We start from the raw sequence: 12,338 nt of genomic DNA on the forward strand, positions 1-12,338 counted from the left end.
GCGATCGGATTCGGCTTGTCCGATCAGTAGGGCGCAGATTGCCTAACACTGGGTTAATCCGAACCGGGTTCACAACTGTCCCCGCAAGGCTTGCGCGAAGCCGCGCGCCCGGCTACGCCTTTTAACGCCCGTGTTACCGGAGGAGACCCAGATGATCGGACGCCTGAACCATGTCGCCATCGCCGTGCCCGACCTCGAGGCGGCCTCGGCCAAGTATCGCGACACGCTGGGTGCCAATGTCGGCGCGCCGCAGGACGAGCCCGATCACGGCGTCACGGTCGTCTTCATCGAACTGCCCAACACCAAGATCGAACTTCTGTACCCGCTGGGCGAGGACAGCCCAATCAACGGTTTTCTGGAAAAGAACCCCGCAGGCGGCATCCATCACATGTGCTTCGAGGTGGAGGACATCATCGAGGCACGCGACAAGCTGAAGGCCGATGGCGCGCGGGTTCTGGGCAATGGCGAGCCGAAGATCGGCGCGCATGGCAAGCCCGTGCTGTTCCTGCACCCGAAAGACTTCAATGGCTGCCTCGTCGAACTGGAGCAGGTCTGATGAGCCTCACAGGCGGCATCATCCTCTTCGCGGTGATCTGGTTCATGATCTTTTTCATGGTCTTGCCGGTGCGGTTGAAGACGCAAGGCGATGTAGACGAGGTCGTGCCGGGCACCCCCGCAGGGGCGCCGCACGAGGCGCATCTGGGCGCGAAGGTGAAGATCACCACCGTTGTCACCATCGTGCTCTGGGCGATCATCGCGGCGGTGCTGCTGTCGGGGATCATCACCTTGGAAGATATCGACTTCTTCGGACAGCTGCGTCGCTAGACACTGGCGGAACCCAGTAAAGCGGAGCGAGTTGGGAGGTTATTGAAAGGAGCCTCCCATGACACCAAACTGGTTTACCGTTCTGAGCTGGTTATCGCTTGCTGTAGGCGTTCTCTCATTTCTCTATCTTCTCGTTCAAGTTCGTCGGAACCCGCCGCATATGGCCATCATGGCGTGGGTCTGGCCAATTTGCGGATTGTTCGGCGGACCGCTGGTCATCTGGTTGCATGGCCGCTTTCCGGGGCATGGCAATGCGCCCTTCCCGGTCTCGGTCGCGAAGGGGACGCTCCATTGCGGCGCAGGCTGCACTCTCGGCGATATTCTGGCCGAGAACCTCGCGCTCGCGGTTCCTGCGGTGCTGATCGCATTCGGCTGGCCGGGTTTTTGGGAAGACAAGATCTTTGCGGTCTGGGGACTCGATTATGTCTTCGCCCTCGCGATCGGGATCGTGTTCCAATATTTCTCGATTGCGCCGATGCGTGGGCTCGGCCTCGCCAAAGGCCTGAAAGAGGCGGCGAAAGCTGACGTGGCCTCGCTCACCTCGTGGCAGATCGGCATGTACGGGATGATGGCGATCTTCCATTTCGCCGTGTTCAAAGGGCTCTGGGGCGCCGAGATCAACGCCGCCGACCCGGAATTCTGGTTCGCCATGCAGATCGCGATGATGGCGGGTTTCGTGACCGCCTACCCGGTGAACTGGCTCTTGATCCGCAAGGGCATCAAGGAAGAGATGTGAGCGGCGCGTTGGCGCCGCCCCGTCACCCGCGGCGACCGGTGATCGCGTGGAACAGGTGGGTGAAGCCCGCAGCGCCCAGTACCGGCACGAAGAGGTTCACAAGCGGGATCGACAGCGGCACCGCCATCAGCGCGCCCGCGGCCCAGATGGTGACCTTGTTGCGCTCGTAAAGCTCCAAGGCCGCCTCGCGCTCCATCCGCCGGAAGGCCGCCATCTGGAAATATTCACGCCCCAGAAGGTAGCCGTTCAGCCCGAAGAACAGAAACGGCGCCAGCGGGATCACGAAGGGGTAGATCATCAGCGCGATGATGTTCGCCACGAGGATCACGCCGAAGAACCGCACCGTGTCGCGCATCCCTTCGGCGAAGGTGAGTTTGCGCACCGGCGGCAGGGTCGGGTAATGTACGTCCTCCACCATCTCGGCCACGTCTTCGAGGAAGAAGCCGGTGAAGGCGGAGGCCACGGGCACCATCAGGAAGATCGAGGCGAACAGGATCACGCCCGCCGAGACGATCGATAGTGCGGTATCGATATGGCCGATCTCGCCGATGAAGGGCAGCGAGAAGCTGTCCGGCACCAGCCAGCCGATCAGCATCACCATCGCCACATAGATCGCGACCAGAAGGCCCAGCGAGAGGGCCACGCCGAAGCCCACGACTTTCATCGCACCGGGCCGCAGCAGGTCGGCCCAGGCTTTCACATAGCTCGAGATGATCATTCCGAAATCCGCGTCGTGATCGCGTCGAGGTCGGGGCGGGGGCGTTCGGGAGGCTGCACGCCTTCGGTGCCCAGATGGATGAAGCCCGCGACGCTTTCGCCCTCCTCGAGGCCCAGCACCTTGCGCCCGAAGGCCTCGTCATGCGCGGCCCAGCCGGTGAGCCAGTTCGCGCCCCAGCCTGCGGCGAGGGCGGCGTTCAGAAGCGACAGGCAAACCGCGCCCGCCGAATAGAGCTGCTCGACCTGCGGGACTTTCTCGCTCTCTTTGGGGGAGAAGACCACGGCCACGCAAAGCTGGCTGTCATGGAATTGCTTGCCCGCCTTGGCGATCTTGTCTTCGGGCAGGCCCTGCGCTTTGGCGCGGGTCTCGGCCTCGCTGCCCAGACGCTGCGCGGCCTCGCGGGTGATGGTGATGAAGCGCCACGGCTCCAGCTTCCCGTGATCGGGGGTGCGCGCGGCGGCGGTCAGAATCTCGCGCAGCGCGGCCGCGTCGGGGGCAGGGGCCTTGAGCGTCTTGGCCGGGCGCGACCGGCGGGTCAGAAGGAAAGCCATCGCCGCGTCATTGCGTTCGGCCGGGTTCACTTCGGGCAGTTCAGTCATGAAATTCTCCGTCTGTTGCGCCAGATATCGGGCGCTCGGCGCGCGATTGCAACCGCAGCATGGGCAACTGGCTTGTGCGCCATTGAGCAGGGTCTATGCTGCGGCGCGATGACGGATCTCAGCCACCTTGCCATTCCAGGCAGCGAAATCGCGCTACGCGTGACGCCGAAAGCGTCGCGCAACGAAATTCGGGAAAGCGAAGAGGGGCTTCGGGCCTATGTCACGGTCGTGCCGGAGAACGGCAAGGCCAATGCGGCGGTCGTCAAATTGCTGGCAAAGGCGTTGGGCGTCGCGAAATCGCGGCTGACGCTGATCCGGGGCCAGACCGCGCGCGACAAGGTGTTCCGCCTCGATTGAGCGGGCGCTGCGGCGCGGGCAGAGGCCTCAGCCGTCCTCGCTGGAGGCGCTGCCGGTCTGCTTCAGGCGATAGACGCCTTCGGGCAGGTTGAGCGCCGCCGCGAGTTCGCGCAGCTGGGCATGGCTGAAGGTGATTGTCTGCACCTGCTCGGTCTGCTCGTCGAGCTGTTCGACCACGACGCAGTCCTCGAAGGAGCTGATCGTGATGTCTTCCTGCAGATAATCAAGCGGATCCGTCCCCTCGTCGACAAGGGTGATCACGGTCGCGTCGAATTCGTGTTCGATGGTAAACATGCCCTCATGCTAGCGCGGCTTTTCGATCCGAAAAAGCGAAATCACGCCGGCGCTTGCAGGCGATCACGTGCAGGAGGCTATGCTGCTGCGAGCCAAGTCGCTAAGCTGGGGGAAATCCTCTTTCAGGGGCGCTTTCCCGTCGATGCCTTCCTTCCGTTTTCTCCTCGTGATTCTGTCGCTCGCCGTGACGCTGCTTTCGGGCTGCGTGCCGACGATGGCGCCTATGCCGCAGACCGAAATCTCGCCCGAAGACAGGCAACGCGCCGAAGTGGCCGTGTCGAGGCTGGTCGCTGTGGGCGACCGGATGGAGCCACAGATCGAGCAGGAATGCCGCAAGCGCACGCGCAAGCTCAACTGCGACTACCTCTTCGTGGTCGATGACCGGCTCGATCTGGATGCGAATGCGTTTCAGACCACCGATCGCTCGGGTCGCCCGGTGATCGGGGTGACGCTTGCGATGATCGCCGAGGTGCGCAATGCCGACGAACTGGCCTTCGTGATCGGCCACGAGGCCGCCCATCACATCGCGGGTCATATCGCGGCGCGCGAACGCGATGCCGCGGTGGGCGCGGCCTATCTGGGCCGTGCGGTGCAGGCACAGGGCGCCGATCCTCTGACCGTGCAGCGCGCGCGGCGGATCGGGGCCGAGATCGGCTCGCGGCTCTATTCCAAGGATTACGAGCTGGAGGCCGACCGGCTCGGCACGATCATCACATGGGATGCGGGCTACGATCCGCTCAAAGGCGCGCAATTCTTCCTGCGCCTGCCCGATCCGGGCGAGAAGACGCTGGGCACCCATCCGCCCAATCAGCTGCGCTTCGACGTGGTGCGCGACACCGTCGCCCAGCTGCGTGCGGGCAAGATCCCGGCGGGCAGCTGAGGGAACCCGTTCAGGGCCTGCGCACTTGGGATTTGACATAGAGGCCCCCGGCAAAGGCGGGTCCGGGACGCGGGAACTGGGGACGGGGACACAGAACCAATGGCAATCTTTTCGCGACTGCGCTGGCGGCTGAAGGTCATCCTGCGCGAGATCTGGGTGCGGGTGACGGCCTTCGGCGTGCTGGGGGTCCTGACCGCGTTGGGATCGGCGGGCTTCGGCTATCTCGTGCCGCCGGATCTCGGCTACAAGATGGGCGCGGGCTCGGTGGAGCCGATCCTGAAGATCATCGCGACCGCGATGCTGACCGTTACCACGTTTTCTCTGCAGATCATGATCACCGCGTTCAGCTCGGCTCAGACCGGGGCGACGCCACGTGCGATCAAGCTGATGCAGACCGACCGCGTCACGCAGAACGTGCTGGCGAGCTTCATCGGTTCTTTCGTCTTTTCACTGGTCGGGATCATCGCGCTCGAGACGGATGTTTATGACGACTCGGGGCGGTTCATCCTGCTGCTGGTGACGCTTGGCGTGGTGGCGATGGTGGTGATCTCGCTGTTGCGCTGGGTGCAGCATCTGAGCGAATTCGGACGCTTGGGCGACGTGATCAGCCGCGTCGAGAGTGCGGCGAGCACGGCTCTGAAGGCACGCTGCGAGCGGCCGTGGCTCGACGGCAAGGAATGGGAAGACCCGCCCGTGGGTGTCTTCGGGATCACCTCGACGCGGACCGGCCATGTGCAGCATGTCGATATGGGCGCGCTGCAAAAGGTCGCCGAGGCGCATGACTGCCGGATCTGGCTTTGCGCGCGGCCCGGCGAATTCGTCCATGGGGCGTCTCATCTGGTCCAATGCGATGCGCTGCCGGGCGATACCGAGACCCGCGAGGAGATCGAAGAGGCCGCGCGCGACGCCTTCACCATCGACCATGCCCGCGACTATGATCAGGACCCCCAATTCGGGTTGATCGCGCTGGCCGAGATCGCCTCTCGCGCGCTCTCCCCGGCGATCAACGACCCCGGTACCGGGATCGACATTCTGGGGCGTCTGGCGAGGGTGCTGGCCGAATGGCACCCGCCGAATAGCCCCGAATGCGTGTTCGACCGCGTCTATGTGCGCGCGGTGATGCCCGAGCAATATACCGAGGACGCTTTCGCCGCGATCGGGCGCGACGGGGCGGGGCATCTGGAGGTCGCGCTGCGCCAGCAGGAAGTGTTGGAAGCCGTAGCCGAAATGCATCCCGATCACTTCGGCCGTCCCGCCGCGCATCAGGCCCTGCGCGCCGCAGCCCATTCGCAATCCGCGATGACCTTGAGGCGCGACCGCGCCGTGGTCGCAGAGGAAGCGCAGGCTTTGGCCGCGCGCTTCGCGCCCGATCTGGACTGCAATGTCGGACATGAAATCGACGGCGATACCTCGGATCGCAACGCTTGATCTGAATCATATCGAAATTGCGGACCCTACGGCAGAGTCCCCCCATCACCGGGATGACTGTTCAAGGGAGGCCGCCATGACCGCTGCCAAACATCTCAATCGCCACGCGGCGATGATGAACCGGATGGCCCAGCAGATGGGCGGCGATCTCAGCATGGAAATGGCCAGCGGACGGCTCAGTGGCGAGGGCTGGAGAGACGCGCTGATCCGCTGCACCAAGTGCCGCGAGGCCGGGGCCTGCCTGCTCTGGCTGGCCGAGCATGACCCGCAAAGCAACCCCGCGAAGGCACCTCCCGCCTATTGCGAAAACCGCCTGATGATGTCGCGGCTCCGCGCCACCGTCGGCGCCGAACCCCAAGGAGTGGAATGATGGGAATGCAAAGCGAAATCGATCTGAACTTCTGGGTGACGCGCGGTATGGCGCGGCGTCTTGGAGTGAATATCTCCGAAGCGATGCATAACGGCTTCCTCACGCAAGCCGATTTCGCCGAGATGATCACCACCTGCCGCACCTGTGGACGCACCGAGTTCTGCCTCGCTGTTTTGGCGGAGAAGGGCGAAGGCCCGCAGGCCATCCCCACGGATTGCCCCAATTACGAGGTTCTGACCTCTCTGCGCGCCCTGCAATAACTGAGCGCACCGTTAACGTCGCGAAGCATGTGAGGGGCGGTCGCGTCCCCCCGTGCAGAGCGGATCGATTGCCCTTTCAAATCTGCGTGTTCTTCGCTTGCGTAATTTCTTCGCATGCAGACCAACAATGCTTCATTGCGCGTGTGTGGCTCCTTGGTCTTGGATGGCCGCGATGAACAATACTTGCCTTGCGAATGGTATGCGCGCTCCCTGAGTTGAGGGAGCGCGGCACCCAAGTTTTCTTCGCATCGAAATCGCCCTGCCCCGTTCGAGCTACGAGGGCGCGCAATGGCACAGAAGATTGTAGGTCTCGACTGGCTTCGCGCAATCGCCGCGATACTGGTGATGATCGGCCACGCGAGAGCTTTCCTTTTCGTCGACTTCTCCGAGCTTGCGAATAACCCGACGGTCGTCGCCAAAGTCTTCTATTTGCTCACCGGTCTCGGCACCTATTCCGTAATCATTTTCTTCGTGCTCTCAGGCTATCTGGTCGCTGGCTCTGTGGATCGGGCCTATCACGAAGGTCGATGGTCGTGGAAAGAGTACGCGGTTCACAGGGTCGTCCGTTTGGGTATCGTCTTGCTCCCGGTACTCGTCATGACAGCGATGTTCGACTGGCTTGGAGCATCTCAATTTGACCCGGCTTACTATCGAGGTGAGTTTGGGGCCGAGTTCGCGAGCGCCCCGAACGAGCCGGTGGCCAACGGCGTCCTCGTTTTTCTGGGCAATGCTTTCTTCCTGCACAATATTATCGTTCCCGTTTACGGGAGTAATGGACCGCTTTGGAGCATCGCCTACGAATTTTGGTATTACGTCGCTTTTCCGCTCGGCTTTTTTGCATTGAAACCAGGCCGTTATCAGCTCTTTTTTGCCGCGCTCTTCGTTCTGACGATGTGGTTCATCGGGCTCGACTTGGCAGTGCTCATTCCGACTTGGTTGTTTGGATACTTTGCGTGGAAAGCACGCGACGGGCTTCTCGGACGCCTTGTTGCAACGAAAGCGATCTACGCGCTCGCGGTGGTCTTCGCGCTTTTCGTCGTCATGTCCGCTCTCAAGTTCGTCAATGATTACTCAATCGGCTCACTCTACATCACGGCTGTCGCGGCGTTTTTCGCTGTGATCGCGCTCTCAAATCCGGTTTTCGACCACGGCGCGCGACTGGCAGAGTTCCTCTCCAAGATCTCTTACTCTCTGTATCTTGTTCATTTCCCTCTGATGGCCTTGCTCAGTTCGATGCGTCATGTCGCGAGGTTCGACGCTTTGGGGAACGGGATGGTCCTGTTCGGGGTGTATATTCTGTCCTCCTTCTTTCTCGCGTGGTGTGTTCATTGGCTTTTTGAGCGTCATACCGCGACACTCCAGAGAGCTATCCTTAGAAGCATGCGCCAGCGTCCTAGGCTCGGGGCTGCGGGATGAGTTGAGAGTGTAGCTCGTCACCGCCTTTGCTTGCCTTCCGGCGCCGGCATTCCATTCGCTCAGGAACGCGGTTTCTTCAGGTGAAACTTCAGCCAGAACTTCAGAAGCCTGAGCCAACTGACTTTCTCGCGCTGCATGATCTCTTCGAGAAAGGGCGTGCGGCGGAGATATTTCCAGTAGAGCCACGCATAGGGGTGCCATTCGGCTGCCTGCCAGGGTTTCGGCGACTCCGTGAAATGAATGATCCGCGGCAAAGCCTGAGCCAGAGGGACCGAAGAGGTGTAGTCGCACCCTTCCCAAAGAAAGAGGCGTTGGAAATTCCACTTCGCGTCCAGCGGTGACCAGTTCTCCCAGAATACCTTGTTCAATGCGTCCTGATCCGCGAACTCGTATTTCTCGGGCGCGGCCAGGAGCATGTCGAGCGCTTGGGACAATGCGTCCGTGGCCCGGACCGCGTCGAGATCGAACAGGAGGACACCGGCATTGAAATAAGTGCCCTCGCTCGGCAGCTCATGTTGCCGCGCGAAGTTCGTCGGGTCCACGAACGCGTCTTGCACGGCGCCGCAGGCCAAACCTTTCAGATCGGTGCTCCAGAGGTCGACGAGACTTCCGGTCACAACCATGTCGATATCCAGATAGATCACGCGTGAGATGTCCTGCGGCAGAAGCTCTGCCATGATGAGGCGCAGGTAGGTCGCGCGACTGATATGCAGGATCGGCGGAAGCTTCAGCGCCTTATGATCCGCAACGTGATAGGGATGGATTTCGAGACCCGTAGCAGTCTCTGCGATCTTCGAGAACCGCGCCTCATCGACGGAATCGAGTATCGCGTGAACGCGGATCTTCTCCGCGCCTTTGCCCGCCTCGATGGATTTCAGCAGCGACACGAAATGCGGCGCATAGTTGGAATCGGTCACGCAAACGATGTCGATCACGTTCGGGTCATACGCGGCATGCGGCTCGCGGACGTCGTACATCATTCGGAGTCCTTTGCGATCAGTTCGCCTGTTAGAAATATCGGGACTGTCTCTTGGGAGGCTTGAAATTCGCTGCCAGCAGAGCTTTGGCGATCGCGAAATGCATCCGGGCACGATCGGGGCGTCGGCGGATGGTGGCGAGCACACCGCGCAGAAAACGTGCGGCGATCCGGTCGGGCATCACCAGTCTTCGATTCACGAAATGCCCAATCGCGAGTTCTTCATTGAGAAGTTTGGCCTGACTCCAGACGGTCTCTCCGTGATTGGGGTTGAGGTAGCGGAACTTCTCGCTCTCGATCCGGAGCACGGGCCGCTTGAAGCGCTTCAGATAGTAACGCGTCCATTCCTGATCCTCGGCTGAGAAGACCTCTTCGCGGAAAGGGCGTTCGCGCATCAAAGCCGTGGGTGCCAACGCTGCGCTATTCGAAATCCCATTGCGCCCGTTAAAGAGCCGAGGGGTGATCGAAACGGGTTCGAGCTTGCTCGGATCCGGGCATTCGGAATGCGCAGGCGCCCAGTAGACGATCTCGAGATCGCGCGCTTTCATCTCCCGCCAGCCGTTTTCCACGAACTTCGGATCGTCGAAGACAACATGACTGCTGAAGATGAGCGTATAGGGAAGTGTGTTCGCCTCGACGCCGATGTTGATCGCTTTGGAATAGTTGAACTCGGTGTCGTCGTAGGGAACGACGGTCGCGCCGAGGGTCGCGAACTGGTCGCGCACCGCTGCATCATGCGAGGAATCCACGATGATGATGTCCTCTGGCGGGAAGCTCTGCTCGCGCAGTTTCGCGATCACCTCTGCAAGCAGCGGCGGGCATTCATAGGCCCTGATTAGCGCCGCATATCGCGGGGACGCGTCGTCGCATGGAAGCTGCTCGGCTAAAGGTCGGGACTGTGAGGCCATCGTTTCTTGCCGCAATCTGAAAACGCTTTCCTGAAGGTAGGCACGGGCAGGTTTCCGTTCCTGAGTATCGCTTCGAAAAACGGTAGGAGGGCTGCCCCAGCCGAGCAAGACAGCCCGCGCGCAAGAGCTCTCGGTGGCCGGCTCGCATATGAGATGCGCCGGTTTCTTATCCGTCGCGCCCGCATCTGCCCAAATAAATTGCAACTCGGGGTCGGATCGGAGGCGTGAGAACCGTCACGCGGTGAAGAGGGCGCAGGGCTCGCTTAGGTTCGAGTGGGGAGTGCTCGATACAGTTCAAAGGTAGCCCAGAGAATGCAGTATCTTTTTGTCGTCACTTACGGTCGGTCCGGTTCAACGGTCCTGCTCAACTTGCTCAACAGGTTGGAGGGGTATTGCATTCGCGGCGAGAATAACGGGATTGCCAACCATCTTGGCATGAGCGTCTCCGTGCTTGCCGAGGCACAGGAGCACCCGCATGCAAAGTCCCACAATCCGGACGCGCCCTGGTTCGGGATCAACGATCCGAAGGTCGACAGCTGGGGCCAGAAACTGGCTGACGCGTTCGTCGAGGAGATCTTACGCCCGGATCCGGACACACGCGTCACCGGCTTCAAGGAAATCCGGTTCACTGCCCATGAGACTACGCTGGCAGAGTATGAGAGCTCCATCGCGTTTCTGACGCAATATTTTCCCGGCGCGCGTATCATCTTCAACACGCGCGATTGGCGGGAGGTCGCAGAGTCCGGCTGGTGGCGCTACGAGTCGAACATGAAACGGATCCGCGATCTGATCGAGGATGCGGACCGCCGTTTCGAGGCGTCGGCCAAGGCGCTCGGAGATCGGGCCTTCTTGATCGACTATGCCGAGTACAAGGGCAAACCGGACGGGTTCCGCCCTCTGCTCGAGTGGCTTGGAGAAGAGGTCGACGAGGCCCTGTTGGCTTCGGTGTCGCAGAATTGGCTCGTTCACCTGCAGAAGTCACACGATGACCGCGGGAAATTCCTCCGCCTGAAACGCGCGCTTTCGAAGCGTTTCGCGGAGCGCGCCATCAAGAAGTCCGGCGAAACTTCGATGCTTTCGTAAATAGCGCCTTCAACAACTGAGCCATTTCGAGTTCCGGCCCCGCTTTGCGCCCGTTGAACTGCCAGAGCGCGGCGACCGCAGCCACATAGGCCATACCGCCTATCGTGATCAGGCCCACCAGGCGCACCGCCTCCAGAGGGACGCTCGGCGGCTTCTCCCACATGCTACCGGTGAGCCAGACGACCAGGGCCATGAAGGCCACCGCGATCGCCGGGGTCAGGGCGAGTTGCAGCTGCTCGCGCAGCCTGATGCCTGCGATCTGCGTCACAAGGGTCATGTTCCAGATAATGTTGATGATGACCGCCACCGCGCCGCCAATCAGGGCGCCGATGAGCATGCCGTAGTAGCTCGCGCTGCCGAGATACATCCCGAGCAGGATCAGTGGCCATCGAATGAAGAATGCGCGCAGGTCGCGGAAAAAGAGATGCCGGGTGTCTCCCGTTGCCATGGCGATCGGCTGGATCGCCACCGTCGCCTGCAAGGCTAGGATGATCGCCTGTATCTGAATGACGGGGACGGCGGGCATCCACTTCTCTCCCAAGACCAGCGCGACAAGGTCATGGGCGACCACCGCGAGGCCGAAGCCGAAGGGGAAAATCCAGAGGCAAGCAACGCCCTGCACGCGTTTATAGGCGGATACCAGTTTTTGCCGATCGTTCTTCACCCGGGAAAAGGCCGGGAAGAACGTCCTTTGCAGGGGTTGGTTCAACTGCGCGATGACCACATTCGTGATCCGGTTGCCGAAACTGTACTGCCCCAGAATGTTGGTTGGCAGCACGGCCCCGAACAGCAGCGGATTGGCGCGCCAGTTCATCGCCTGGATCCAGGTGCCCAGGGTGATCCAGATCGAGAAAGAGAGGATCTCGCGATACTTGCTGAAGGTCAGGCGAGGCCGGAAGGGATAGAAGACATAGGAGAGAACGATCCGGGCGACGTCCGAGGCCACGGCGCCAAGCACCAAGGCCCAATAGGATCGAAACACGAGTGCAAGCGTAATTGCGACGATCGTGCCGAAGAGTTTCTCCCCGACCTTCATCAACACGACTTGATGGAAAACCAGTTCTCGCTCGAATAAGGCGAGTTTTGGATTTGCGAGACCGGCGAAGACGAAGGATCCCGCCATGACGAGCAGGATGTTCTGCAGTCGCATATCGCCATAGAGCAACGCGACCGGGTAGGACAGCGCGGCCACCGCGCCCCCGACGATGAGGCCACGCGCGAAGGACATCGAGAAGACGGTGTTGAAATGCTCTTCGGTCGGGGCGTCATGGCGCACCAGCGTCTCCGACAGGGGCATTTCCGCGAGCGACAGAAGAATGGCCATCACCGCAGCACAGATTGCCACAAGCCCGAAATCCTCGGGCACCAGAAGCCGGGCCATTATGATCGTGTTCAGGAACCCGATTCCGTTCGCGATCATGCTTCCGAGCGCGATCCAGACGGCTCCCTTCAGCAGGCGTGTCCGTGTGTCGGTCATCTGTTCTGGGG

The 12,338-nt window shown here is 61.2% G+C and carries 16 protein-coding genes; 10 read left to right on the forward strand and 6 right to left on the reverse strand.

The features are described from left to right. Positions 1-151: 151 nt before the first annotated feature. From mce to F8R15_RS04225, 3 genes are all read left to right on the forward strand, one after another. A complete protein-coding gene (mce, locus tag F8R15_RS04215) occupies positions 152-556 on the forward strand; it encodes a methylmalonyl-CoA epimerase (protein WP_078542051.1) in 405 nt (134 codons plus the stop codon). Then, complete coding sequence (locus F8R15_RS04220) at positions 556-825, forward strand: DUF1467 family protein (RefSeq protein WP_078548424.1); 270 nt, start codon at positions 556-558, stop codon at positions 823-825. Before mce ends, F8R15_RS04220 begins: the two co-directional genes overlap by 1 nt. A 160-nt stretch (positions 826-985) precedes the next feature. Further along, complete coding sequence (locus F8R15_RS04225; protein WP_246831966.1) at positions 986-1,561, forward strand: DUF4396 domain-containing protein; 576 nt, start codon at positions 986-988, stop codon at positions 1,559-1,561. A gap of 22 nt (positions 1,562-1,583) precedes the next feature. Here the strand turns inward: F8R15_RS04225 and F8R15_RS04230 are convergent, their stop codons facing one another. Continuing rightward, positions 1,584-2,279, reverse strand: a complete 696-nt coding sequence (locus tag F8R15_RS04230) for an EI24 domain-containing protein (protein WP_078548420.1) — start codon at positions 2,277-2,279, stop codon at positions 1,584-1,586. Next, a complete protein-coding gene (locus F8R15_RS04235) occupies positions 2,276-2,878 on the reverse strand; it encodes a nitroreductase (RefSeq protein ID WP_152843688.1) in 603 nt (200 codons plus the stop codon). The genes F8R15_RS04230 and F8R15_RS04235 overlap by 4 nt, the downstream gene beginning before the upstream one ends. Positions 2,879-2,986: 108 nt before the next feature. Here F8R15_RS04235 and F8R15_RS04240 point away from each other — a divergent pair, with 108 nt between their 5' ends. After that, positions 2,987-3,235 carry a DUF167 domain-containing protein gene (locus F8R15_RS04240; RefSeq protein WP_098411849.1) on the forward strand — a complete coding sequence of 83 codons (249 nt, stop codon included), beginning with the start codon at positions 2,987-2,989 and terminating at the stop codon, positions 3,233-3,235. A 27-nt stretch (positions 3,236-3,262) separates the two neighbouring features. On the opposite strand, the gene F8R15_RS04245 is transcribed toward F8R15_RS04240, so the two are convergent. After that, positions 3,263-3,529 (reverse strand): hypothetical protein, encoded by a 267-nt coding sequence (locus F8R15_RS04245; RefSeq protein WP_078548415.1) that lies wholly within the window; start codon positions 3,527-3,529, stop codon positions 3,263-3,265. Positions 3,530-3,671: 142 nt separating this feature from the next. Here F8R15_RS04245 and F8R15_RS04250 point away from each other — a divergent pair, with 142 nt between their 5' ends. The 5 genes from F8R15_RS04250 (at position 3,672) to F8R15_RS04270 (ending at position 7,883) form a co-directional block, all read left to right on the forward strand. After that, positions 3,672-4,409: a M48 family metallopeptidase gene (locus tag F8R15_RS04250; RefSeq protein WP_152843689.1), complete on the forward strand. Its 738-nt coding sequence runs from the start codon at positions 3,672-3,674 to the stop codon at positions 4,407-4,409. Positions 4,410-4,508: 99 nt separating this feature from the next. Next, the gene (locus tag F8R15_RS04255) at positions 4,509-5,837 is read left to right on the forward strand and encodes a DUF2254 domain-containing protein (RefSeq protein WP_152843690.1); all 1,329 of its coding nucleotides are present in this window, start codon (positions 4,509-4,511) and stop codon (positions 5,835-5,837) included. 76 nt (positions 5,838-5,913) lie between these two features. Then, a complete protein-coding gene (locus F8R15_RS04260; protein WP_083075796.1) occupies positions 5,914-6,207 on the forward strand; it encodes a DUF6455 family protein in 294 nt (97 codons plus the stop codon). Next, entirely contained in the window at positions 6,207-6,467 is a 261-nt protein-coding gene (locus F8R15_RS04265; RefSeq protein ID WP_078542044.1) for a DUF6455 family protein, read from the forward strand. Before F8R15_RS04260 ends, F8R15_RS04265 begins: the two co-directional genes overlap by 1 nt. A gap of 288 nt (positions 6,468-6,755) precedes the next feature. Next, positions 6,756-7,883 (forward strand): acyltransferase, encoded by a 1,128-nt coding sequence (locus tag F8R15_RS04270; RefSeq protein WP_152843691.1) that lies wholly within the window; start codon positions 6,756-6,758, stop codon positions 7,881-7,883. A 59-nt stretch (positions 7,884-7,942) separates the two neighbouring features. On the opposite strand, the gene F8R15_RS04275 is transcribed toward F8R15_RS04270, so the two are convergent. Both F8R15_RS04275 and F8R15_RS04280 read right to left on the reverse strand, forming a co-directional pair. Then, complete coding sequence (locus tag F8R15_RS04275) at positions 7,943-8,863, reverse strand: glycosyltransferase family 8 protein (RefSeq protein ID WP_152843692.1); 921 nt, start codon at positions 8,861-8,863, stop codon at positions 7,943-7,945. Positions 8,864-8,891: 28 nt separating this feature from the next. Then, positions 8,892-9,971 carry a glycosyltransferase family A protein gene (locus F8R15_RS04280; RefSeq protein WP_152843693.1) on the reverse strand — a complete coding sequence of 360 codons (1,080 nt, stop codon included), beginning with the start codon at positions 9,969-9,971 and terminating at the stop codon, positions 8,892-8,894. Positions 9,972-10,079: 108 nt separating this feature from the next. Between F8R15_RS04280 and F8R15_RS04285 the strand changes: the two genes are divergently transcribed. After that, positions 10,080-10,850 (forward strand): sulfotransferase, encoded by a 771-nt coding sequence (locus tag F8R15_RS04285; protein ID WP_152843694.1) that lies wholly within the window; start codon positions 10,080-10,082, stop codon positions 10,848-10,850. On the opposite strand, the gene F8R15_RS04290 is transcribed toward F8R15_RS04285, so the two are convergent. Continuing rightward, a complete protein-coding gene (locus F8R15_RS04290; RefSeq protein ID WP_152843695.1) occupies positions 10,816-12,327 on the reverse strand; it encodes a lipopolysaccharide biosynthesis protein in 1,512 nt (503 codons plus the stop codon). The two genes, F8R15_RS04285 and F8R15_RS04290, sit on opposite strands and share 35 nt — an antisense overlap. Between the last annotated feature and the right edge of the window lie 11 nt (positions 12,328-12,338).

The sequence above is a fragment of the Thioclava sp. JE_KL1 genome, from assembly GCF_009296265.1.
GTDB lineage: Bacteria > Pseudomonadota > Alphaproteobacteria > Rhodobacterales > Rhodobacteraceae > Thioclava.

What these genes read in the sequence shown, in the direction of transcription:
- F8R15_RS04255 (WP_152843690.1), top strand. Translation starts at nt 4,509, where the DNA reads ATGGCAATCTTTTCGCGACTGCGCTGGCGGCTGAAGGTCATCCTGCGC.
- F8R15_RS04220 (WP_078548424.1), top strand. Translation starts at nt 556, where the DNA reads ATGAGCCTCACAGGCGGCATCATCCTCTTCGCGGTGATCTGGTTCATG.
- F8R15_RS04235 (WP_152843688.1), bottom strand. Translation starts at nt 2,878, where the DNA reads ATGACTGAACTGCCCGAAGTGAACCCGGCCGAACGCAATGACGCGGCG.
- F8R15_RS04270 (WP_152843691.1), top strand. Translation starts at nt 6,756, where the DNA reads ATGGCACAGAAGATTGTAGGTCTCGACTGGCTTCGCGCAATCGCCGCG.
- F8R15_RS04290 (WP_152843695.1), bottom strand. Translation starts at nt 12,327, where the DNA reads ATGACCGACACACGGACACGCCTGCTGAAGGGAGCCGTCTGGATCGCG.
- F8R15_RS04285 (WP_152843694.1), top strand. Translation starts at nt 10,080, where the DNA reads ATGCAGTATCTTTTTGTCGTCACTTACGGTCGGTCCGGTTCAACGGTC.
- mce (WP_078542051.1), top strand. Translation starts at nt 152, where the DNA reads ATGATCGGACGCCTGAACCATGTCGCCATCGCCGTGCCCGACCTCGAG.
- F8R15_RS04240 (WP_098411849.1), top strand. Translation starts at nt 2,987, where the DNA reads ATGACGGATCTCAGCCACCTTGCCATTCCAGGCAGCGAAATCGCGCTA.
- F8R15_RS04275 (WP_152843692.1), bottom strand. Translation starts at nt 8,863, where the DNA reads ATGATGTACGACGTCCGCGAGCCGCATGCCGCGTATGACCCGAACGTG.
- F8R15_RS04250 (WP_152843689.1), top strand. Translation starts at nt 3,672, where the DNA reads ATGCCTTCCTTCCGTTTTCTCCTCGTGATTCTGTCGCTCGCCGTGACG.
- F8R15_RS04245 (WP_078548415.1), bottom strand. Translation starts at nt 3,529, where the DNA reads ATGTTTACCATCGAACACGAATTCGACGCGACCGTGATCACCCTTGTC.
- F8R15_RS04260 (WP_083075796.1), top strand. Translation starts at nt 5,914, where the DNA reads ATGACCGCTGCCAAACATCTCAATCGCCACGCGGCGATGATGAACCGG.
- F8R15_RS04265 (WP_078542044.1), top strand. Translation starts at nt 6,207, where the DNA reads ATGGGAATGCAAAGCGAAATCGATCTGAACTTCTGGGTGACGCGCGGT.
- F8R15_RS04230 (WP_078548420.1), bottom strand. Translation starts at nt 2,279, where the DNA reads ATGATCATCTCGAGCTATGTGAAAGCCTGGGCCGACCTGCTGCGGCCC.
- F8R15_RS04225 (WP_246831966.1), top strand. Translation starts at nt 986, where the DNA reads ATGGCCATCATGGCGTGGGTCTGGCCAATTTGCGGATTGTTCGGCGGA.